This window comes from Candidatus Baltobacteraceae bacterium, from assembly GCA_036489885.1.
GTDB lineage: Bacteria > Vulcanimicrobiota > Vulcanimicrobiia > Vulcanimicrobiales > Vulcanimicrobiaceae > JAFAMS01.
The window spans coordinates 2,107,204-2,128,060 of sequence record DASXEW010000003.1 but is presented as its reverse complement, the minus strand read 5'-3'; the positions used below and the strand labels follow the sequence as shown (position 1 = coordinate 2,128,060).

Below are 20,857 nucleotides of genomic sequence, written 5' to 3'. Positions count from 1 at the left end.
TTTTATTGCTTCGTCTGGATGGCGGTTGCGAGCATATTTTCGGCCGTCGTGATCGTTTTCGAGTTCGCTTGATACGCGTTTTGCGCGACGATCATGTTGACCATCTCGTTGACGATCGAGACGTTGCTCTCTTCGATGTAGCCGCCTTCGAGCGTACCTGCACCGTTGAGACCCGGCTGCGAGATGATCGGCGTGCCGGATGCGCCGGTTTGCTGGAACAGGTTTTGTCCCATCGGCTGCAGGCCGGCCGCATTCGTGAACCGCACGAGCGTGATTTGTCCGAGCGTCGTCGGCGTCGTCGCGCCGGGCGTGAGCGCCGTAACGGTTCCATCGTTTCCGATGGAGACTTGAATCGCGTTCTGCGGAATCGTGATCTGCGGCGAGAGGAAGTAACCGTCAGCCGTTACGACTGCGCCGGTTGCATCCTCTTTAAAGCCGCCATCGCGGGTGTAAGCGGTCGTGCCGTCCGGAAGCGTGACTTGGAAGAATCCGTCGCCCTGGATTGCAACGTCGAGCGGATTGCTGGTTTGTTGCAACGAGCCTTGCGTGAAGATCTTCTCTGAGCTCGCTACCTTGGATCCGAGACCGACGTCTTGTCCGACGGGGACGATCGACGATCCGACGGGCGAACCCGGCGCTTTCAGGGTCTGATACAACAGGTCCTGAAACCGAGCTTGGTTCTGCCGGAAGCCGGTGGTGTTGACGTTGGCCAGATTGTTCGCAATGGTATCGAGATTGTATTGCTGCGATATCATTCCGGTGGCTGCGGTATAAAGTGCGCGCATCATGGCGAGTTACTGCGTTCCTTCCGTGTTACGAATTCTGACCGACGCTGGTGATGGCTTCGGAATTCATGGTGTCTTGCGTTTGGATCATCTTGGTGTTGGCATCGAACCACTGTTGCGCAGTGATCAAGCCGACCATCGACGTCACAACGTTGGCGTTGCTGGCTTCGAGGTAGCCCTGCGTAACCGAAGATTGCGTCCCGTTCACCGGCGAAGCAGTTCCGCCGTCGACGAACAAGTTTGAACCTTCCGGACGCAAGCCGTTCAGGTTGCCGAACTCGGTCATGCGCAACGTCGCGACCGGCACTGCTTCTCCCGTCGGATTGTTTGGATCCGTGACGGCAAGCGTGTTGGTCGTCGTATCGAAGCTGACTTTTCCGTCGGGGATTGTGATCGGGCCGTTCGTGCTCAGAACGAGATCGCCACTCTGCGTGACCATCTGTCCTTGCGCATTTCGCGAGAAGTTACCATCGCGCGTGTAGCGGATTCCGTTTGCCGTAGCAATCGTGAAGAATCCGGGGCCGGAGATCGCCAGGTCAAGGGGCGCACCGGTTTGCTGCAGCGAGCCTTGCTCGTAATCTGCAGGCGTGTCGTAGACATGCGAACCGAAACCAAGCTGCCCGACATAATCCGATACGCTCTTACCGGGAACAGTCGTACCGGGCGTGGTGCCCGGATCCGTTTGAACGCGGTAGATCGGCATCGTGTCGCTGGACTGGACCTGCATCAGCGTGCGTTTAAAGCCCGCCGTGCTCACGTTCGCGAGATTGTTCGCGATCGTGTCCACGTCCATTTGTGCAACGAGAGCCCCGGCCGCAGCCGTGTAGAGTCCTCGAACCAAGCGAAAAACCTCCGCACGAGGGGTCAACCGCATCGCGGTGACTCCTGAAGCCTTCAATCGATCCAGCTTCAGGGCGGCTCCCATCCCGTGCGAAGGATGTCCAAGCCGCTTACTTAGACTTTCGGCCCACGCCCGGAGCTACTTTAGATTTCTGAGGCCGCCACGCGACCCGGCGATGTGTCGAGCAGCGGCTTCCGACGAGGAGCGGAGCCAGGATGGCAAGAGCGACGAGCGGCGCAGCAGCACGATTCGCACGAGGCGGCGGTCCGGAAAATCAAGCAGCACCGCTTTGAGGCGGTGCTGCTAAGTCTTCGTTAAGACCGGAAGCCCGGGGCCGGCGTCGCGGTTTAGACCGTGATGCGGGCGACTTCGTTGTATGCGTCGAGGAGTTTGCCACGGATCGCGATCGTGTACTCGAGCGCGAGATTGGCCTCTTCAACCGAGGTGACGACCTTGTCGAGGTCGTTGGTCTTGCCCATGGCCAGGTCGCGGACGTTCTGGTCCGAGTCCTCGAGCTTGGTGTTGACGTCCTTGAGCAGATTCATGACGGACTCTTTGAAGCTTGGGACTTCGTCCGTGCTGTTCGCGCTCTGCGCGCCGTTGGTAGGCGCGAGGGGCGTGATGGTCGGCGTTTCCGTGCTCGGAAGCGTGAGGTCGGGAACGATCGGATTGACGTTCATTAGGCTTTGAGGACTCCGAGAACGGCGTTGCCCATCGCGCGGGACTCTTTGATTGCCGAAACGTTGGCTTCATACGCACGTTGGGCAACCATCATGTCGACCATCTCTTTGACGATCTGCACGTTGGGATAGTGGACGTAGCCTTGCGTGTCCGCATCCGGGTTTCCTGGATCGTACACGAGGCGATCAGGCGACGGATCGTCGATGACCTGGACGGTTTTGACACCGTTGAGATTGCCGACGTGGCTGGGATCCTCTCCCAGCTGCTGCGCCTGCTGCTTGGCGTCGTCGTCCGTCTTCTGCGCGAAAACCACGAGCTGACGTTTGAAGGCTCCGCCGTCTGGCGTGCGCGTCGTATTGACGTTCGCGATGTTGTTGGCGATGACGTCCATTGCGAGGCGCTCGGCCGAAAGACCGGATGCACTGATCTCGATCGACGAATAAAATGTTGCGTCGTTAGGCATGTTATGCGCGTTCCTCGATCGACTGACGAATGCGTGAGTACTGCGTCGTCAAGAACTGGGACATTGTCTGCTGGTACGCGGAATTTTGCGTCAGCTCGGCCATCTCTTGATCGAGATCGACGTTGCTGCCGTCGACGCGCATCCGGATCGAATTGTCGTCGCGGCGCGCCTCAACTTGGAAAGGCTGCGCGGGGATCTCGCCGTTGATCGAAATCTGCTGCGCGTTGTCCGTCACGAGCGAGAGCTCGTTCGGATCCGGAGGCGTCGGTTCGGTCGCTGCGAGCGCCTGTTTGTAAACGACTTCGAACGTCTGATAGCCCGGCGTGTTGACGTTCGCGATGTTGTTCGCAACCGCCGCATGCTCGAGCGACGCACCGTTCATGGCGTTCTTGAGCAGCTCAGAAGTCGTTCCGAAAGATAAACCAGCCAACAGAAAAAGCTCCTAACCTTCCCACTTTCTATCGGCGGTTCGGGAACCGAGTTTAACGCTGGGCAGCGTGCAGCGCTGCGTAGAGCCCCCCTCGGGCGAGTAAAGATTCATGCGTGCCCGTCTCGCGGACGCTCCCCCGCTCGATGTAGAGGATCTTCGTCGCCCGCCGGATCGTCGAGAGGCGGTGGGCAATGATCAGGATGGTCCGCCCGGGAAAAATGCGATCGAGCGCCTGCTCGATTAGGACCTCGGAGTGAGAGTCGAGGGCGCTGGTTGCCTCATCCAAGATCAGGATGCGTGGCTCGCGGACGACGGCTCGAGCAATCGCAATGCGTGCACGCTCCCCGCCTGAAAGGCGCACCCCGCGGTCGCCAACCAGGGTCGCGTAGCCGTTCGGAAGGCGATCGATGAACTCGGCCGCATTTGCGATCTTGGCGGCGGCAACGACCTCCTCGTCGGTAGCGTCGAGCCTACCGTACCGGATATTCTCGGCGAGCGTGCCGGCAAAGAGCTGCGTCTCTTGCGGTACGAGGGCGATCGCGGAGCGCAGATCGGTCCGTTTGATCATCTGGAGATCCATGCCGTCCAGCGTGATCCGGCCGGCCTGGGGCTCGTAGAAGCGCGGGACGAGATTCGCGATCGTCGTCTTGCCGGCGCCGGATGGACCTACCAGCGCCACAACCTCGCCCGCGCCGATCTCGGCGTTGAAGCCCTCGAGAACGGGCGCGTCCTCTTCGCGGTAAGCGAACGTGACGTTCTCGTACCGGATCTCGCCACGGACCGAGCCGAGTGAAACGGCATCCGGTGAATCGGCACGCTCGACCGGCAGATCGAGGATCTCGTACACGCGCGACGCACCCACGATTGCCTTTTGGAAATCGGCAAAGAAAATTGCGAAGCGATTCATGGGATTGATTGCTAGCGCGACCAGCGTCCAAAAGCGGAACACCTCGCCGGTATTCATGCGCCCCGCGAGCACCTCGCGTGTCGAGAACAGCAGCATGCCGATGACGGAGAGCATGATGATGATTGCGACCACCGGGACCTGCGTCTGCATGAATTGCGTAACTTTCATGTAGGCGCCGAAATAACGCTGATTATTCCCTTGAAAACGCTCGATCTCGTAAGCTTCGCGCCCGAACGCTTTGATCACACGCTCGTTGGCGAGCGATTCGGTTAGATTGCTCGAAAGATCCGCAATCTGTCTTTGCGCGTGCATCGCGCCGTTAGCGACCAGCGCGTTGAAACGTCCGACCGCAAACACGATGAATGGTGCGCACGCAAACAGCACGAACGCGAGCAGCCAGTCGGTCACGAACATCCCAACCGTCGCGGCGATGAACGTAATCGTGGCCTGAATGAACTGTGGAAACGAGACGCTGACCGCTTCCGTCATCAGTGCCAGGTCGCTCGTAGAGCGCGAGATTAGCTCGCCCGGACGCCAGCGCTCGAACAGTCCGAGCGGAAGGTGCATCAAACGCGTAAAGAGCTCGACCCGGAAACGCGCGATCAAACGCTGGCCACACCACGCCGTTAGATAGTTCTGGCCGTAGGAGGCGGCGTTGGTCGCGAGCGCGACGACGATCATCGCCCCGATGACTTCCCATAAGAAAGGAAGGTCGGGTGAATGCGCAGCGAGGACGCGATTCTCGATACCGCCGATCGCCCAGGCGTAAGCCGTGGGGCCGACGCCGGCTACGACACCGAGCACCAGGGCGAAGGCGAGCCGGGGATAGTATGGCTGCGCTTCGTTAAAAAGACGCCGTAGAACGGCTACACGTTGGCGGGCCTGCACTGGGCAGCGACTTTCGCGACCGGCCCCGAAACCTTTGCCCTCGTCGTCCCGTAGAATTGGGCGAGATCATGTTGTTAAAAGCCCCCTCCGGGAATGTTTACACAATCGCAATGATGCTGGGCTCGGCGTTTTGGGGGCCCCATGCTACGCATGGGGGGCGCGCAGCCCGGGGCGGAGCGCCAGTATAATGGACTGCTATTTCCACTCGAACGTACCGTCGGTTGCGCAGTGTACGCACTGCAACAAGTCGATTTGCGCCACGTGCCGCGACGAGCGGGGCGAATGCCCCAGTTGCCGGCTCGCGGAGCGTATCGATGCGCGCGGCGGCCGGCTGCCGGGCGACGTCGGACCGCGTGGAGCGCAAAGTCCGCCATATCAACCTACCGCGAGACAAACTGCGGCAGTCGCGACCTCGCCTTCCGAGACGCGCGTTTTAGCTGCGCTCGGCTATCCGTTTTGGCCGCTTGCGATTCTCGCGCTTTTTGATCCAAAGCGCGATGGTTATATCCGTCGACAAGCTTGGCAGGCTCTCGGTTTTAATTTCGGGATGGCGGCAGTCGGCTTCTTCCTGCACGCAGTCGCTTCAATACCGTTCTTGGGATGGTCGGCGTGGCCGCTCATTCCATTTTTGCTTCCGGTCATGATCGTCGCGGACGTCGTGTACGCGATCAAAGTCTGGCACGGCGAGGACGTCCGGATTCCGCTGATCAGCGACTGGGTCGACACCAGAGTCCCGCTCTAGGAGCCTTTCCTTAGAAAGTCCGAGAAATCTAACGCCGCTTTGCGGGCAGCCGAAAATTATGAAGGATGAGCTCGCAGATCGAGCAGGTTCTTGATTCGCTCGAAGCCGTTGTCGGTAAATCGCCGCACGCCGTAAGCTTCCTATTCGAACGTGCGCGCGCGCTTGATGCACTCGGACGCGACGTGCTCGCCGAAGAAGCGTATCGAGCGGTATTGCGTGAGGACCGGCTGCATTTTCGTGCGCTCAATGATCTGGGTCGTTTATATCATCGCCACAACTTCACGAGTGAAGCCGAAGTTTGCTTTCGCGCAGCGGTGGCGGCGGATCCCAAGAGCGTGCTGGGCGCAACGAATCTCGCTTTCGTCCTCTTCTCGCGTGGTGACTTGGAAGGCGCAAAGCTCGAGTTCAGACGAGCGCTTTCGCTCCGTCCGGATCACGAGGCGGCGATACGCGGCTTATCCGGCGTTCTGCGCGGCCTCGGCGAGGATGCGAGTCACCTTCAGATTCCGGAGGCGCAACCACAACCTCCGGCCTCACCGCGACAGGTCTCACTCGGCGATGCGTATGTAGAATACGTCTACGAGGTCACGGCCAATACGATCGTCGCCGGAGAAACCGACTCGGTTCGGTCGTTTCTCGAGAAGCTGCTCGGATTCGATCCGCGGCACGTCAATCTGTTGTGGCGGCTCGCAGACTTTGCGTCGCGGCAGCACAATCATCAAGCGGCTCTTCAGATCTATCAGCACGCTGCCGCCATCGATCCGGAAAACCGCGAGCTGCAAATCGGCATTGCCTCGGCGTACGAAGAGATGGGCGACGTCGAAGCCGCAAGCAAGGTGTGGAGTAGCGATGCCTTACGCGGAATCGTCCGTATCTTTCCATTTCGGGGAACGGGCGACCCCAAACGGCTTCTCACGATCGCATCGGCGCTTCACGCGATCCGCTACGAGCTCTTGGTCGATTACGCGCTCGTACAGAATACCGTCATCTACACGCAAGCATATGCGGATGAGAATTCACTGCCCGAGCATGATGCGATCTTGATTGCGGTCGGTGATGTCGAGTCCGATTCAGTGGCGCTGGAAGTCGCAACCCGGATCGTGGCGCGCACAAACGCGCCGGTCATCAACCGTCCCGACGCAGTGGCGCACACCGGACGCCTCGAGCAATCGATGCGCCTCGGGCTGCTGGAAGGCGTGCGCACATCGCGTATCGTTCGAATCGCACGCGAGCGGCTCTGCGCAGAAGATAGCCACGCCTTCGTCCGCGATCTCGGATTCGCGTTCCCGATGTTACTGCGCAGCCCGGGATTCCATAATGGCTTCTTCTTCGAGCCGGTCGATCGGCCCGATCAACTAATCCTGGTTGCTTCCCAGCTTCCCGGAGACGAAGTTCTCATGATTTCTTTCGAAGACACTCGCTCGCCGGACGGAATGATGCGCAAATACCGCATGATGTGCATCGACGGCCGGCTCTATCCGATCCACCTTGCAATCTGCGCGGATTGGAAAGTCCACTATGCGTCCTCGCGCATGCACGACTCCGCCGAGTTCCGCGCCGAAGAGGCCGCGTTTTTATCCGCTCCGTCCGAAGTCATCGGAATGCGCGCGATGCGAGCGCTCGAATCGATCGCGCGTGCGATGGACTTGGACTACGGCGGCATCGACTTCGGGATCGATGCGAACGGGGACGTCGTTGTGTTCGAAGCCAACGGGGCGATGGGGATTTTCATGCCGGACGACGATCCGCGCTGGGACTACCGTCGCAGTGCTTTTTCAACCGCCCTCGATGCGGCCAAGAGCATGATCGTGCGGAGAGCCTCCGCTACTCCTGCGCCGTAACGCTGACCTCACGCTTGTAGCGTTCGAGAAACGCGCGCGCTGCCGTATCGTGATCGACGACCGGAGCCGGATAATCGTCACTTCCGAAGAGCGAGAGCGCGAGTTGCGGACTGCGCGCTTCGGCGCCTGGTTCGAAGAGCACGCGATCGCTTCGCGACGCGAGCTCAGGCAGCCACTCGCGAATATAGCGTCCGGCTGGATCACAGCGGCGAGTTTGCGTTCTCGGATTGTAAATGCGTGGATAAGCCGCCAAATCCGCGCCGACGCCGGCGATCCATTGCCAGTTTCCGGTTGCAAGCGCCGGTTCGTCTTCGATCAGCCAATGATCCCATTCTTCACGCCCGACTCGCCAATCGACGCCTAGGTCGAAACAAAGAAAAGACGCAGCGATGGCCCTTACGCGTGGATGCATCCAGCCGGTCGTGCGCAGCTGACGAATGCCGGCATCGATCAACGGATAGCCGGTCTTGCCCGCGCGCCACGCATCGAGCGCAGGATGCGTCCGCGAAAAGCTAAATCGGCGCATCTTGTCCTGCAGCGGCACATCGTCGAGCGCTTCGTAGAAGTAGGCAAGCTGCAAAAAGAAATCACGTTGGGCCAGTGCACGCAGGAACAAGTCGATTGAGATGCGCTCTTCCGTCAGAAGCAATCGGTCCGCGCGGCGATTACGCACCGCTGCCACAAGGCTGCGCGCCGCGATGACGCCGAACGACAGCGGCGCCGCGAGCTGCGAAGTTTGTCCGTCGGCGGGAACGTTTCGCGCGACTGCGTAGTGCAAGATTTCGGTTTCGAGAAACCGCTCGAAGCGCGCGCGAACGGCATCACTATCGACCGGTTCGTCGAGCTCGCTGATGCGTCCGAATTCCGCCGGAATGGGAAGTGCTTCGCTCGAGACTTCCGGAGCAGCCAGCCGCGCGTCAATCGTGTCGTACGGCACGATGTCTTGTTGCATCCAGCGCTCAAAGTAAGCCGCGAACGAACGGTAACCGCGTCGCTCAATGCCCGTTTCTTCTGGCGTGACGGCGGGCGCATCGTGCACGACGCTCGCACGGAGTCCCGCCTCCTCGAGTGCAGCTTGAACATCACGATCGACCCGTGCGCCCTGGGCGTCGTAGGACGCCGACCAAACGATGCTTGTTGCCCCGACTGCGCGTGCCAAGGCACGTAAAGTCGAGGCCGTACGCCCACGCCGGACGATGAGTCGTCCGCCACGTGCGGTAATCGCACGATCGAGAGCGGCGATCGCGCTACAATAGTATGCAGCGCGGCGCGGCGAGCTTCTAAGACGGCTCGACGTCGCCGGATCAAGTATGACGACGGGCACAACCCGCGTCTCGTTTGCAGCCGCAGCGAGCGCCGCGTGATCCTCCAAACGAAGGTCCCGCGTGAAATGCAGAATCGCCGTCATCGGAAGGTTACGATTTCGCGCGAGCGGGAACTAAGGCCCCCCTGGTCGCACAACTCATTCCGTGCCGTCGAAGGTCTTTATTCGCTTCGCGGTACCGCGCGATGCCGAACGCATGATCAGCGAAGGTATCGTCAGCGGGCCGCTCGCCCCAGGGCAGACTTGGTCCAATCGCGCGCGGCTCTGGCTTACGGAACAGCAAGCTGGACGCCGTCTCGTTCTCGTTGCAGAAGACGGAAAAGGCATTCTCGGCACGATTCAACTTGTCTTCAAGTTGCCCGAGGGCTATAACGATCCCGAAGCCGCGAACGGCACCGACACTGCGATGATGGAATTGCTACGAATGCGGCGCGGCGCAAACGCAATCGTCGCCAACAAGCTCGTCGACGAAGTTCAAGGCTTGGCGCGCAAGCGCGGTGTGAAGACGCTCACATTTTGCATTGCGCTGGATCAGTCGGCCGCGGTCGCGCAAGTCAAAGCCTGGGGCTTTGAAGAGTTCCGCATCATGCCGGAAAAGCGCGGGATGCTCGCGTTTTTCCGAAAGGTGATTTAGATTCAGTATCCGGGCGGGACGATGGTCTTACCGCGAACCCGATCGAGCACCCGCTGACGTAAGACCGCTACGTAAGGTCGATCAGCGGCAGGATGGCGCTCGAACATCTTCTCGAGCTCGACGGCGTGGTCGAGACCCGAGCGCATCGAGAGCTGCTCCTCGCCCACGTGCACCCATGATTCCGCTTCGATTGACGGGACGTGGACGAAGTCGAATCGCTCCGCGAGACGGATGATAAGCTCGAGATCGTGCGTGAACAAGTCCGCGGCGAGTCCGCCGAGCTGCACGATCTCTTCGCGTCGCACCATAAACCCGGTAATGCGATGAAAGGCGTACGTTTCGCAAAGATCGACGGTCCGGCTAAAGCGATCCGCGTCGTATACCGCGCTCTGGATGCCCTCGGGGCTGCTGAACGCCGTACAGAGCATTGTGTTCGCGTGCGCGACGACGGCGCCCGTGCGTTCAAGCGCCGTTACGTATCGGAGTACCTGATCGGGATAGACGGGATCGTCGTCGGCCGCCCATTCGACATACTTGCCGGTGGCTTCGGCGATCCCCGTGTTGACCGCCGCCGCGACTCCTCCATTGACCTGTCGATTGACGACGCGCACGCGTGGATCGAGCTCCGCGAGATGGCTGACGTCTTCACCCCCATCGTTGACGACGATGATTTCGAGATTCTCATAGTGCTGTTCTTTGAGATTCCGGACGGCACTTTCGACGCGCGTGCGCCGATTGTAGGTCGGAATGATGATCGAAACGAGCGGTTTGGTTGAAGGAGCCGCGAGCTGCGATGCTTCAAGCGCACGAACGATATTCGCGGGGGCCGTGGCGTCCTCGCGCACGCGCCCCGGCCCGCGGCCGAAAGCTTCTGCGACGGCGGCAGCAATCGAACGGAACGACCATGGATCGTAAAGCGATATGCCATCGATCACCTCAATCGCGCCGCTCGTCGACGCAGCCGCTACCGGGAAACCCAAGCAGCTAAACGCCACAGCCCAGGACGGATCATCCGTCGACAGATCGACGACGCAGCCCGCGCGCGCCAGCACGGATGAAACGCGTGGGTCATCCATTGCAAGACAGGTAAATCGCGTTGGAAAATTGGGCGCATCGCGCGCCACGATAACGACTTCCGCGTGCCGCTGGTCCATCGCGAATGCGGCGATCGCCGCGACGTTCCCGGGTTCTCCCCCCGCCCACAAAATGACCGTTTGTCCCTTTACCCGTGCAACCGGCGGAAGCTCGCGCCGCGGAAACCACCGCGCGACGTTGCACGGGACCGGACCGACGCAGGCGCGTATTCGCCGCAGCTCCTCGTGGGAGCGCACGACGAGTGCGCCCGCGAGACGAACCAATTGACGCATTTGCGTCATTTGGTTCGGGTCGTGCACGCAGATATCGAGCAGCGTCCTGCCCTGCACGTCGAGCTCGCCCGATTCGATCGGGTCGAAAAACGAGCGCCGGACGTCGTAATTCGGAAGCTGGCGGTAAACGTCTACCGCTGCGCGCCGGGAGACTTCGGCGCGCGGATCATCGAGAACGAGCAGCACCGCCGCATCGAGTCCTTTCCTTCGGATCTCGAGCAGCTCGTCGCGGGCCCCGGTCAAATCGTCTGAAACGACGAAAATCGGAACGCCATCCAAGAATGGCGCGTATTGACGCGCGCGCGAACCGTACGCGCGGGCGCCTCCGGGCGCGATCAACCCCCGATTTCGGAAAAGGCCCGCATCGCCGAGGCTGTCGTGCCGATGTCGAGGTGATGCCGCTCCGGCTTGATCAACATCGCACCCGAGAATATCGCGGCAATCTCTTCTCGCGAGGCGTCCGAGCGGACCGGAGTACGCAAGTCGATGTGATGATCGCCGAAGAGACACAAGCGCAAGCGTCCGTCGGCCGAGAGCCTCACGCGGTTACAGCGCTCGCAATAGTCATGCGATAACGGCGAGATCACGCCGACTGCACCTAGCGCCTTCGCAAACGCGAAATAACGAGCCGGTCCGTTTCCACCAGGCCCCGCAACCGGCATGAGCGCCTCGACTTCTCCCAGACCTTTCAAAATGTCGGCGGCTGAGATGTACGCGTTGGGCTGCATCTCGAGATTCTCCGCAACCGGCATTAGCTCGATGAAGCGAACATAGATTTCGCGCTTGCGCGTCAGCTCGGCGAACTCGACCAGCTCATCGTCGTTCTGACCGCGCATCACCACGCAATTGAGTTTGATCGGTTTGAGGCCGGCGTCGATCGCCGCATCGATTCCGGCAATTACGCGATCGAGTCCGTTGCGACGCGCGAGCGTGAAGAACCGGTCTTCGCGAAGCGTGTCGAGCGAGATGTTGACGCGGCGCAGGCCGGCATCGCGCAGCTCTGTCGCACGCTCCGCCAGAAGCAATCCGTTCGTTGAAAGCGAGATGTCGTCGATTCCCGGAATGCGCGCCAGCATGTCGACCAGACGGACCAGATCGCGGCGCAACAGCGGCTCCCCGCCGGTCAGCCGAACCGAACGCAATCCAACCCAGGCACCGGCTTCGACGATGCGGGCGATCTCTTCGTAGGTGAGGATATCAGGCTTCGGAATCCATGGCAGCCCCGACTCGGGCATGCAGTACACGCATCGCAGGTTGCAACGATCAGTGACCGAGATGCGGAGATACGTAATCGGGCGATTGAACGTGTCGACGAGCGGCACGGCCGTTCCGATCAGGTCGATGCTGGCAGCCACCACCCTGGCTTCTACGTCCCGAAGACCGTATCCGGCACGGGGACGTTTATTTGGAAATTCGAGAACGTCGTCGTAACGTCGGCGTTATAGCTCGGCAGATTCACCTTGCCGTTCTGCGAACGAACCAGATAATTGCCGCCGACACGTTCGTAAGCCTGATCGAACGAGACCGTCCCGCCGTCGACGTAGGTCCAGGTGAATGACGAAGGCATTGCGCTTGCGTCATCGACCGTGACATCCAGGTGCGCGACGCGGCCGCTACGTTTGGGCGTCAAACGCAGGGTGGTCGCGCCGCCGTTAGAGTTGAGCATCGAAACATCGTAGAGGTCTTGCCACGTCGCCGGCGGGTCGATCTTCGGATAGATTTTCTGAAATTGCTGTGCGAGTATCGGAACGCTATCGAACACGACGGCCTGTTTATCGGGACGTCTGAAATAATAGCTTCCGTTTAGCGTCGGACTCAGCGGCAGCGTGTGAAACGCGATCACAACGTGCAAGCTCGCGGTGTAGCTCTGCAGGCTCGGATTGACTGCGGCCATCCGTTGCACGAGGGCGCTCGGACCGTTCGCAGCGCCGACCGGCGCAAAAACAAACGCGAACGCGCAGGCGAGGGCACCGAGGAGTCGTAGACTGGCGAGGTTCACACGTGCTCCAACGGCGCAGCGGCGCTCGGGGTTCCGCTTGCGTCGGCCAGCGCGAAAGCAATTTCCTCGCGGACGCTCTCGTCGTACTCCGAGCCTGCAGCCGATTGTAGGCTAAACACCGCCGCGGGCGAGCCGATCCGTCCAAGTGCCCAGGCCGCAGCCCCGCGTACCATTGGATGCGGATCGAGGCGCAGCGAGTCCGTAAGCGCCGGAACGGCGCTGCGGTCGGTCAGATTTCCAAGAGCGATAGCAGCATTGCGGCGCAAGACGGCCGCCCCTCGCCAACCCATCGCCGTCGTCCGGTACCGCCGTTTGTATTCGGCGCTTTTTAGATGTAGAAGCGCGACCAGATCCGGCGACCCGACGGTCTCGTCTTGGGGCGCAAACGTCTCGGAACCATTTGACGACGTCCGGAAATTCGGCGGGCAAACGACCTGGCAGATATCGCAGCCCCAGACCCAGTCGCCGATCAGCGGACGCATGGCACGTGGAATGGGATCGGTGCGCTGCGTAAGATCCGCGATGCAGCGTGTCGCGTCGATCGTGTAGTCGCCGCGCAGCGCACCGGTTGGGCATCCCGTTACGCAACGCGTGCAGCCTCCACACGATTTGCGCAGCGGCGCGTCGAGCGGCAGGGCGAGTGAGGTCACGATCTCGCCGAGGAACACGTACGATCCCGCTTCCGGCGTAATCAACCCGGTGTGTTTGCCGATCCAACCGATGCCTGCGCGCGCCGCGGCCGCACGTTCCCCCAAAGGCAGCGTGTCGCACGCGATGCGCGAAACGGCCTCTCCGGCGAACTCGTCCATCATCGCGGCGAGTTCTTGCAACATCGCGCGCAGAGTGCGGTGATAGTCCTGCGACCAGGCGTAGTTCGAAACGCGTCCATATAACGGCCCTCGCGCCGCTGCATCGCGCGTACGGTACGGAACGGCAACGCACACGATGCGTTGCGCCCCTTCGAACAATGCTCCGGCATCGCTCGCAGCCGCCGCATATGCATCGTCGTAGCCCCATGTTTGCAGATCGCCGCGTGCGAACGAAGCGCGCATGCGTTCCCGCGTGGCTTCATCGGCCGAAGCCGCGGCTATACGCAGGTCGCCGGCTCCAAGCTCACGCGCACGCCCCGCCAAACGGGCGCGCAGCGCCCTTAGAGCATCCGGAGTTCGGTCGATTGCGAGCGTGGGTACGCCTCTTCGATTTGTGCGATGTCACCGGCGTCGAGATCGACGTCGCCTGCACGCGCGTTTTCTTCAACGTGCGGAATCGATGCAGCTTTCGGAATCGTGAACGCATTGGATTCACGCGTCAAGAAGGCCAGGATCACGGCGCGCGGCGTGACGCCATGCTTTTGCGCGATCTCGGCAAGCGTGCGGCCGCGCGGCGTCGATTCGGCGGGAATTCCACTGCGGCCGAACGGCGTATAGGCAACGATGGCAACGTCGTTCCGCGCGCACCAAGGTTGGACACGATGCTCGATACCGCGCTCTTGCAAATGATAGAGCACTTGATTGCAGACTAGCGGGTGCCGTTCGAGCACGGCCTTCGCCTCTTCGAGATCATCGACGTCGAAATTGCTGACACCCAGGGCCCGGATCTTTCCGTCGTCGACGAGCTTCTCGAGCCCACGCATCGTCTCCGATAGCGGCTGCGATCCCCGCCAATGCAAGAGATAGCAATCGAGGTAGTCGACGCCGAGCCGTCGCAGCGAACGGTCGCACGCGCGCAGCGTCCCCGCATAGCTCGAATTCGACGGTAGGACCTTGCTGACGACAAAGAGATTCTCGCGCCGCAGCTTCCCGTCTCGAATCGCCTCGCCGATCAGTTCCTCCGCACGCCCGTCACCGTACATCTCCGCCGTGTCGATGTGCGTCATCCCAAGGTCGACACCGCGCTGCAATGCGCGCTTTGCACCATCGGCTTCGGCTCCGCGCTCGGGAATGTTCCACGAACCTTGTCCGATACGCGCCACGTCTTTGCCGGTTGTCCCGAACGGCCGGTACTGCATCGTCGCTCTTATGCCCGAGCCAGGCGCGGCCAAGCTTGGTCCTTGGCCGATAGGGCCGGCGGCGCGGTCAGCGGCCAAGCGATGCCGATAGCCGGATCGTCCCACGCCAAGCCGCGCTCGTGTTTCGGATCGAAATGTTCGCTTTGCTTGTACGACGCGATAACGAGATCGCTGAGCGCGAGAAATCCGTGCGCGAATCCGCGCGGCACGTAAACCTGGCGATGGTTGTCTTGGGTGAGCTCGAAGCCTTCCCACTGCAGGTAGGTCGGCGAATCCTCGCGGGCGTCGACGATCACGTCGAAGAGAGCGCCAACCAAACACTGTACAAGCTTCGAGACACGCATGTCATAGTGCATGCCCCGCAGCACGTGCCGAGTCGAACGCGACACGTTGTCCTGAACGAACGTGTCGGGCAGACCGCAGCTCTCATACTTATTCCGAGAATATGTTTCTTTGAAGAAGCCGCGCTCGTCGCCGAACACGTCCGGCTCGAGCAGCTTGGCTTCGGGGAAACGAGTGTCGATCACGCGCAGCATGAACGGTGGCTTTGCTTTAGAAGCCGGAGCCTCATGCCAATCGAGGTCATCGTCGGCGACATCACCCGGATCCCGGTCGATGCCGTCGTCAATGCGGCGAACGAGCGCTTGCGCGGAGGCGGCGGCGTCGACGGCGCGATTCACGTGGCCGCCGGCCCCGAACTCCTAGATGCTTGCAAAGCTTTCGAGAGCTGTCCGACGGGCGAAGTGCGTGTAACGCCTGCGTTCCGGCTTCCGGCTCGTCACGTCATCCACGCGGTTGGGCCGATCTGGAACGGCGGCGAACAGGGTGAGGACGCGCTCCTTGCATCTGCATACCGCAACGCGCTTGAAGCTGCGCGCACGTTCCGCGCTACGTCGATTGCATTTCCGGCGATCAGTACGGGCGTCTACGGTTTCCCGCGCGAACGTGCGGCGCGCATCGCGATCGCGCAGACGCAGCTTTGGCTGACCGAAAGGACGCAACCGATGCGGATCGTGCTTGTCTCATTCGACGATGCCGGCGCCGAGATCTATCGCAAGTTGCTGGAGATCTAAAAGAACTCGAAGGATTCGTCGCGGGCGGCCACCGCGAGCAACCCGCCGTGGAGATGCCAGATGCGGCCGAAGCCGGCTTCGCGCAAGCGTTGTGCGGCCCACAGCGAGCGCGTCCCGACGCGACACGCGACGATGTAGTCGAGAGCAGTGTCGAGTTCGTTCATGCGCGCTTCAAGGACGCTCGCCGGCATCGCGATAGAACGCGGCGGCGAACCGAGAACGGCCTCGTGCGGCTCACGCACGTCGAGGATACGTGCAGCCGGGTGCATCCGCAGAAACCCCTCGAGATCCGGCGGCTCGATCTCTTGCTCGTCCCGTGCGACGACGCGCATCCCGTCGTCGACGTCATGAACGTCGACTATCGAAGGTGCATCACCGCATAGCGCGCACGCAGGATCGCGCTCGATACGAAATTCGCGCATCTTGCCCGAGAGCGCATCGATCACAGCAAGCCTTCCCACGAGTGGCGCGCCGATCTTCAGCAGCAGTTTGAGCGTTTCGTTAGCTTGCCACGTGCCGACGATCCCAGGAAGAACGCCGAGAACTCCGCCTTCGGCGCAGGTCGGCACCGTGTCCGGCGGCGGCGGCTCGGGATAGAGGCAGCGATAGCACGGCGCACCGGAAACTCCAAAGACCGAAACCTGTCCGTCGAATCGAAAGATCGAGCCGTAGACGTCCGGCCTCTTCTCCAAGACACACGCGTCACTGATCAAGTAACGCGTGGCGAAGCTATCGGTACCGTCGACGACGACATCGTACAAACGCACGAGCGCGCGCGCATTGGATGCGTCGAAGCGAATCGGAATCGGATCGATTGCGATTTGCGGATTGAGCGCCGCAAGTCGCTCGGCGGCAAGCTCGGCTTTCTTCGATCCAACGTCGGCCGTTTGATAAAGAATCTGACGCTGTAAGTTCGTTACGTCGACGACGTCATCGTCAACGATGCCGATCCGGCCGACGCCGGCTGCAGCGAGATACGCTAGGACCGGGGATCCCAGACCTCCGGCGCCGACGACCAAGACGCGCGCGCGCGAAAGCCGTTCTTGTCCCTCGAGGCCGACCTCGGGGATCAGGAGGTGGCGGCTATACCTGCGCAGCGACTGCACGTGGATGGAGCGCGTTCAACCAGCCCAAGATCACGCTGCGTGAAGCTTCGCCGGCGTTTGTATGATCGCTCGATACCGTTTGGATCGTCTTTGGTTCCGGTGCAAGCGCGAATAGGCTCTCGACGCTCGAGCGCGCCACCATCATGTCGCGCTCTGCCGCCAAGTAGAGCTGCGGGCGGCCTGCAAGTAACGCAAGCGCCGGGACCAACCGCGGTTCAACCTGTGCGGCAAGCTCCGGCAACGCTAAGCCGTCGACGTACGCCGAACGTAAATCGGTAGCGCCGCGCGTCGTCAAAGCCTCAAGCGCGGCGATTCGTCCAACGCCGGTTGCGATCGAAACGGCCCCGGCGATATCTTCGTCGCTCGCTGCCGTCAAGAGCGCCGTCGTAGCGCCCATGCTGTGTCCGATCGTGTAGATCGGAGTGTGTGGTACGAGCGCTTCGCGTGCGCGTTCGACAACCGCGTGCATGGCGTCGATCAGATCGTCCAGGCCGCGTAACGTGCCCAGGCTCGCACCCAACTTGTGCCCGGGGAAGTCCAGGCTGAATGTGGCAAAGCCGTGACTCGCGAGAAAATTACACAGCAAATCGAGATTTTGCTTGCTGCTCGAATACCCGTGACCAACGACGAGACCGACTCCGCGCGCACGCTTTGGTTCGTAGGCCAGGTATGCGATGCGATGTGTACTCGTCTGCGTGAAACAGAGATCGATCCGGCTAGCCATGCGGACCCGTTCGGTTGTCGACCCAGGTTGCGTCACCCTCGACGTAGTGCTCCTTCTTCCATACTTCGACGCGGCGCTTGAGCTCGTCGATTGCGTACTCGCACGCATCGAAGGCTGCCGCACGATGAGGAGCTCCGACCGCGACACCGACACTCGCCTCCCCGATCGCAAGATCGCCCGTCCGATGCACGATTGCAATCTCGCATGGACCGAAGCGTGCAATCGCCTCCCGCGCTATTGCGCGCATCTCCTCGAGCGCCATCGCCGGATAAGCCTCATACGAAAGGCCGCTGACGCTACGACCGTCATTCTGCTCGCGAACCACGCCCAAAAACACGGCGACCGCGCCGCAGGCATCGGTTCGCACGCCGGATGCGAGCTCTCCGATCTCGATCGGCTCCGTGCTCAGCGCAATGAACGGCGATCCCGTTACGAGCACCTATCCGCCTCCGACCGGCGGCAGTAAGGCGACTTCATCGCCTTCGGCAAGAGGCACACCGTCATCGACGATCTGTCCATTGCGCGCAATACGCGTCGATTCTCGAAGCGGCAGAAGCGCGGGAACATCACGTTCTAACTGCGCGCGTAGCGCGCCTACGGTCGGTACTTCGGCAAGGCCGAACTCGCGCTCCGAAAAGCCTAAGAGCTCGCGCACGCGAGCAAACGCAATGACGCGTATCATGCGACGCGGCCAAGCGCGAAGCGTTCGATCGCAAGCGCAACGCCGTCTTCGTCGTTGGTCGCCGTGGTGATCCGAACGGACTTTTTCACCTCGTCGAGCGAATTGCCCATTGCGATCCCGGTTCCGGCCCATTGCAGCATCGGCACGTCGTTGCGCGAGTCACCGACTGCGAGCACGCGCTCACGCGAAATCTGGAAATCCGCGCACAGTCGCATCAGCGCTTGTTTCTTTCCGGCCTCGCGGCTGAGAACGGCACACTCGATGAATTTCCCCCATGTCTCGTAACGGAAGTTGAGCGGGAATGAGCTGAACTCGCGATCCATCGCCGCGACGGCTTGGGGACCCAAAAAACGAATGAAGGTCGGCGCCTCCGTAAGCAGTTCGCGCAGCGAGCCGACCTCGCGCCAGGCCGGACCCTGCATGTCGGCCATGAACGTCTCGCCTCCCGTTAGGCGATAGAAAAACTCTTCGATATAAACGGCGACTTGGAGTTTGGCATCTTCCGCGAACTCGATCATCGGCTTTGCATAGACGAGCGGCACCGGAATGTGGACCAGCGTCCTATTGCTTCCGAAATCCTTAGTCAACGCACCATGACAGCAAATCACCGGGAGATTGAGTCCCAGCTCGCGTGAGATGCGTACCGGCGTTTCAACCCCTCGGCCGGTAACGAGAACAACGCGAACACCTTGCTCGAGGGCTCGCGCGATCGCGCGCTGATTGCGAAGCGACACGTGCTCCTCCGAGTTGAGCAACGTACCGTCGAGGTCGAGCGCGATCAAATCGATCGTGGGCATATCGTCAGTGTAGCCCTACGGGAACGCCGGGCAACGCTCCTAGCAAGCCTTCCTTCTTAAGTCGCAGCCTCCAGCCGGCGCGCAACTGCAACCTGGCCGCATCGTCCCTCGGTTCAAACGTCCTGTAATGGGCTGTACGGCGATCGCGCCCGGGATGACGGCCGGTGAGCGGGGACGCTTCATCGATGAGAACTTACCCGCTGGACTCTTCCGTGTCGCCGATGGCGGCGATGAGCGCGTGGCATGGCGGATCGCGCCTGAGCCTTTCGGCCTCTCGTCCGCAACGGCGAACGCTCTCGAGACGCTCGGTGACGCTCTGCTTGCGTTTTACCGCGCGCTCAACGCGCTCTACACGCGCAGCGTACGCGGCACCGCTCCGCAATTCATCGCGGAATATCTCGATCAGGGTAAACCCGAACATGTCATCAAACTCGCGCGCCAAAACCGCTTCCGCAGCGACCTGATCGGCGTCATTCGCCCGGATCTCATTCTTACGGATGATGGATTCATCGCGACCGAGCTCGACAGTCTCCCCGGCGGCATGGGCTTCGTCGGCGCAATGGCCGAGCAATATTGCCGGATCGGCTTCGAAAGTTTCGGCGGCTCCTCCGGGATGCCCGAAGGCCTTGCGTTGCTCTTTGCCGATCTGGCCGGACATCCGCATCCGGTTGCCGCGATCGTCGTTTCGGAAGAATCCACTGATTATCGCGCCGAGCTGACCTGGCTTGCGCAGCGCATCACCGCCGCCTCGATTGCTACGGTCTATTGCGTCGCGCCGCAAGACATCGTATTCACGGAACAAGCACTGTTCGTTCGCCTCCCGGACGGACGCGAAGAGAAGATCGACGTGTTGTACCGCAACTTTGAGATGTTCGATCTTCTTAACGTTCCGAAGTGGGAGTTGATGTTTTACGCAGCGCGTAAGAACCGCGTTCACGTCACGCCGCCGCCCAAAGCGCAGCTCGAAGAGAAGCTCGCTTTTGCGCTGCTCCATCATCCGTTGCTCGAAGAGTATTGGCGCTCCGAGCTGGACGGGCCGACCTTCGAGCGCCTTCTTGCGCTGATGCCGCAGACGTGGATCCTGGATCCGCGACCGCTGCCGCCGCAAGGCGTGATTCACTCGCTGACGCTGACCGGAAAGCCGGTAAGCGATTGGGATGCGCTCACAAAACTCGGAAAATCGGAACGCGACTTGGTCGTGAAGCCCTCCGGCTTCTCCGAGCTGGCATGGGGAGCGCGCGGCGTGAAGATTGCCAGCGATCTCTCCCGCGAGGAATGGGCGGCCGCACTGCGCGATGCGCTCGCGTCGTATCCGAATACGCCTTACATTCTGCAACGTTTCCGCAAAGGTCGCCGCGTCCAAACCGAGTGGTGGGATCGTGCGAGCGGCGAGATCAAAACGATGGACGGCCGCGTTCGTCTTTCGCCTTATTACTTCGCGGCAAATGGCCGTGCCAAGCTCGGCGGCGTGCTCGCAACGGTCGCACCCGCGGACAAACGTTTGATTCACGGTATGCGCGACGCTATTATGGCGCCCTGCATCGTCCGCGAGGGCGGCGCCTAGC

23 protein-coding genes are annotated in these 20,857 nt (G+C 61.2%); 5 read left to right on the top strand and 18 right to left on the bottom strand.

Translation table 11 applies throughout. From position 1 onward, the window contains the following. Positions 1 to 2: 2 nt before the first annotated feature. The 6 genes from flgG to VGG22_16515 all read right to left on the bottom strand — a co-directional run bounded on the left by flgG (position 3) and on the right by VGG22_16515 (position 4,995). Complete coding sequence (gene flgG / locus VGG22_16540) at positions 3 to 788, bottom strand: flagellar basal-body rod protein FlgG (GenBank protein HEY1729978.1); 786 nt, start codon at positions 786 to 788, stop codon at positions 3 to 5. 25 nt (positions 789 to 813) lie between these two features. Then, positions 814 to 1,626 carry a flagellar hook-basal body protein gene (locus VGG22_16535; protein HEY1729977.1) on the bottom strand — a complete coding sequence of 271 codons (813 nt, stop codon included), beginning with the start codon at positions 1,624 to 1,626 and terminating at the stop codon, positions 814 to 816. A gap of 347 nt (positions 1,627 to 1,973) precedes the next feature. Beyond that, positions 1,974 to 2,306, bottom strand: a complete 333-nt coding sequence (locus VGG22_16530) for a flagellar hook-basal body complex protein FliE (protein ID HEY1729976.1) — start codon at positions 2,304 to 2,306, stop codon at positions 1,974 to 1,976. Beyond that, a complete protein-coding gene (flgC, locus tag VGG22_16525) occupies positions 2,306 to 2,770 on the bottom strand; it encodes a flagellar basal body rod protein FlgC (protein ID HEY1729975.1) in 465 nt (154 codons plus the stop codon). The genes VGG22_16530 and flgC overlap by 1 nt, the downstream gene beginning before the upstream one ends. 1 nt (position 2,771) lies before the next feature. Beyond that, complete coding sequence (gene flgB, locus VGG22_16520; GenBank protein ID HEY1729974.1) at positions 2,772 to 3,200, bottom strand: flagellar basal body rod protein FlgB; 429 nt, start codon at positions 3,198 to 3,200, stop codon at positions 2,772 to 2,774. A 52-nt stretch (positions 3,201 to 3,252) separates the two neighbouring features. Beyond that, a complete protein-coding gene (locus VGG22_16515; protein HEY1729973.1) occupies positions 3,253 to 4,995 on the bottom strand; it encodes an ABC transporter ATP-binding protein in 1,743 nt (580 codons plus the stop codon). A gap of 187 nt (positions 4,996 to 5,182) precedes the next feature. On the opposite strand from VGG22_16515, the gene VGG22_16510 reads away from it, so the two are divergent. Continuing rightward, positions 5,183 to 5,737, top strand: coding sequence for a DUF4870 domain-containing protein (locus tag VGG22_16510; GenBank protein HEY1729972.1), 555 nt, complete (start codon positions 5,183 to 5,185; stop codon positions 5,735 to 5,737). A 65-nt stretch (positions 5,738 to 5,802) separates the two neighbouring features. Then, positions 5,803 to 7,578 (top strand): tetratricopeptide repeat protein, encoded by a 1,776-nt coding sequence (locus VGG22_16505; GenBank protein ID HEY1729971.1) that lies wholly within the window; start codon positions 5,803 to 5,805, stop codon positions 7,576 to 7,578. On the opposite strand, the gene VGG22_16500 is transcribed toward VGG22_16505, so the two are convergent. Then, positions 7,562 to 8,986 carry an FAD-binding domain-containing protein gene (locus VGG22_16500; protein ID HEY1729970.1) on the bottom strand — a complete coding sequence of 475 codons (1,425 nt, stop codon included), beginning with the start codon at positions 8,984 to 8,986 and terminating at the stop codon, positions 7,562 to 7,564. The genes VGG22_16505 and VGG22_16500 overlap by 17 nt on opposite strands. A gap of 61 nt (positions 8,987 to 9,047) precedes the next feature. On the opposite strand from VGG22_16500, the gene VGG22_16495 reads away from it, so the two are divergent. Next, the gene (locus VGG22_16495; protein HEY1729969.1) at positions 9,048 to 9,536 is read left to right on the top strand and encodes a hypothetical protein; all 489 of its coding nucleotides are present in this window, start codon (positions 9,048 to 9,050) and stop codon (positions 9,534 to 9,536) included. Between the two features lie 2 nt (positions 9,537 to 9,538). Here the strand turns inward: VGG22_16495 and VGG22_16490 are convergent, their stop codons facing one another. From VGG22_16490 to rfbC, 6 genes are read right to left on the bottom strand one after another with little or no spacing between them, the layout of a single operon-like run. Next, positions 9,539 to 11,242, bottom strand: coding sequence for a glycosyltransferase family 2 protein (locus VGG22_16490; GenBank protein ID HEY1729968.1), 1,704 nt, complete (start codon positions 11,240 to 11,242; stop codon positions 9,539 to 9,541). Further along, positions 11,239 to 12,258, bottom strand: coding sequence for a GTP 3',8-cyclase MoaA (gene moaA / locus VGG22_16485; GenBank protein ID HEY1729967.1), 1,020 nt, complete (start codon positions 12,256 to 12,258; stop codon positions 11,239 to 11,241). Before moaA ends, VGG22_16490 begins: the two co-directional genes overlap by 4 nt. An 11-nt stretch (positions 12,259 to 12,269) precedes the next feature. After that, on the bottom strand, positions 12,270 to 12,902 hold the full coding sequence (locus VGG22_16480; GenBank protein HEY1729966.1) for a hypothetical protein: 633 nt from the start codon (positions 12,900 to 12,902) through the stop codon (positions 12,270 to 12,272). Beyond that, positions 12,899 to 14,035 carry a tRNA epoxyqueuosine(34) reductase QueG gene (queG, locus tag VGG22_16475; GenBank protein ID HEY1729965.1) on the bottom strand — a complete coding sequence of 379 codons (1,137 nt, stop codon included), beginning with the start codon at positions 14,033 to 14,035 and terminating at the stop codon, positions 12,899 to 12,901. Before queG ends, VGG22_16480 begins: the two co-directional genes overlap by 4 nt. Before the next feature lie 17 nt (positions 14,036 to 14,052). Next, positions 14,053 to 14,910, bottom strand: coding sequence for an aldo/keto reductase (locus VGG22_16470; GenBank protein HEY1729964.1), 858 nt, complete (start codon positions 14,908 to 14,910; stop codon positions 14,053 to 14,055). 8 nt (positions 14,911 to 14,918) lie between these two features. After that, the gene (gene rfbC / locus VGG22_16465; protein HEY1729963.1) at positions 14,919 to 15,446 is read right to left on the bottom strand and encodes a dTDP-4-dehydrorhamnose 3,5-epimerase; all 528 of its coding nucleotides are present in this window, start codon (positions 15,444 to 15,446) and stop codon (positions 14,919 to 14,921) included. Positions 15,447 to 15,479: 33 nt separating this feature from the next. Here rfbC and VGG22_16460 point away from each other — a divergent pair, with 33 nt between their 5' ends. Next, positions 15,480 to 15,983 (top strand): O-acetyl-ADP-ribose deacetylase, encoded by a 504-nt coding sequence (locus VGG22_16460; GenBank protein ID HEY1729962.1) that lies wholly within the window; start codon positions 15,480 to 15,482, stop codon positions 15,981 to 15,983. Here VGG22_16460 and moeB read toward each other — a convergent pair. From moeB to VGG22_16435, 5 genes are read right to left on the bottom strand one after another with little or no spacing between them, the layout of a single operon-like run. Next, a complete protein-coding gene (moeB, locus tag VGG22_16455; GenBank protein HEY1729961.1) occupies positions 15,980 to 17,089 on the bottom strand; it encodes a molybdopterin-synthase adenylyltransferase MoeB in 1,110 nt (369 codons plus the stop codon). The genes VGG22_16460 and moeB overlap by 4 nt on opposite strands. Continuing rightward, positions 17,067 to 17,813 carry an alpha/beta fold hydrolase gene (locus VGG22_16450; protein ID HEY1729960.1) on the bottom strand — a complete coding sequence of 249 codons (747 nt, stop codon included), beginning with the start codon at positions 17,811 to 17,813 and terminating at the stop codon, positions 17,067 to 17,069. Before VGG22_16450 ends, moeB begins: the two co-directional genes overlap by 23 nt. Continuing rightward, complete coding sequence (locus tag VGG22_16445) at positions 17,806 to 18,252, bottom strand: molybdenum cofactor biosynthesis protein MoaE (GenBank protein ID HEY1729959.1); 447 nt, start codon at positions 18,250 to 18,252, stop codon at positions 17,806 to 17,808. The genes VGG22_16450 and VGG22_16445 overlap by 8 nt, the downstream gene beginning before the upstream one ends. After that, positions 18,253 to 18,495: a MoaD/ThiS family protein gene (locus VGG22_16440; protein ID HEY1729958.1), complete on the bottom strand. Its 243-nt coding sequence runs from the start codon at positions 18,493 to 18,495 to the stop codon at positions 18,253 to 18,255. Further along, positions 18,492 to 19,292 (bottom strand): Cof-type HAD-IIB family hydrolase, encoded by an 801-nt coding sequence (locus VGG22_16435; GenBank protein ID HEY1729957.1) that lies wholly within the window; start codon positions 19,290 to 19,292, stop codon positions 18,492 to 18,494. Before VGG22_16435 ends, VGG22_16440 begins: the two co-directional genes overlap by 4 nt. 127 nt (positions 19,293 to 19,419) lie before the next feature. Between VGG22_16435 and VGG22_16430 the strand changes: the two genes are divergently transcribed. Then, positions 19,420 to 20,856, top strand: coding sequence for a hypothetical protein (locus VGG22_16430; protein HEY1729956.1), 1,437 nt, complete (start codon positions 19,420 to 19,422; stop codon positions 20,854 to 20,856). Position 20,857 lies beyond the last annotated feature (1 nt).

Excerpts from the sequence above, each read along its gene's own strand:
- VGG22_16450 (HEY1729960.1), bottom strand. The coding sequence starts at position 17,813 with ATGGCTAGCCGGATCGATCTCTGTTTCACGCAGACGAGTACACATCGC.
- VGG22_16470 (HEY1729964.1), bottom strand. The coding sequence starts at position 14,910 with ATGCAGTACCGGCCGTTCGGGACAACCGGCAAAGACGTGGCGCGTATC.
- VGG22_16430 (HEY1729956.1), top strand. The coding sequence starts at position 19,420 with ATGGGCTGTACGGCGATCGCGCCCGGGATGACGGCCGGTGAGCGGGGA.
- VGG22_16505 (HEY1729971.1), top strand. The coding sequence starts at position 5,803 with ATGAGCTCGCAGATCGAGCAGGTTCTTGATTCGCTCGAAGCCGTTGTC.
- VGG22_16530 (HEY1729976.1), bottom strand. The coding sequence starts at position 2,306 with ATGAACGTCAATCCGATCGTTCCCGACCTCACGCTTCCGAGCACGGAA.
- VGG22_16440 (HEY1729958.1), bottom strand. The coding sequence starts at position 18,495 with ATGATACGCGTCATTGCGTTTGCTCGCGTGCGCGAGCTCTTAGGCTTT.
- flgG (HEY1729978.1), bottom strand. The coding sequence starts at position 788 with ATGATGCGCGCACTTTATACCGCAGCCACCGGAATGATATCGCAGCAA.
- VGG22_16460 (HEY1729962.1), top strand. The coding sequence starts at position 15,480 with ATGCCAATCGAGGTCATCGTCGGCGACATCACCCGGATCCCGGTCGAT.
- VGG22_16500 (HEY1729970.1), bottom strand. The coding sequence starts at position 8,986 with ATGACGGCGATTCTGCATTTCACGCGGGACCTTCGTTTGGAGGATCAC.
- rfbC (HEY1729963.1), bottom strand. The coding sequence starts at position 15,446 with ATGCTGCGCGTGATCGACACTCGTTTCCCCGAAGCCAAGCTGCTCGAG.
- flgC (HEY1729975.1), bottom strand. The coding sequence starts at position 2,770 with ATGCCTAACGACGCAACATTTTATTCGTCGATCGAGATCAGTGCATCC.
- VGG22_16510 (HEY1729972.1), top strand. The coding sequence starts at position 5,183 with ATGGACTGCTATTTCCACTCGAACGTACCGTCGGTTGCGCAGTGTACG.
- VGG22_16435 (HEY1729957.1), bottom strand. The coding sequence starts at position 19,292 with ATGCCCACGATCGATTTGATCGCGCTCGACCTCGACGGTACGTTGCTC.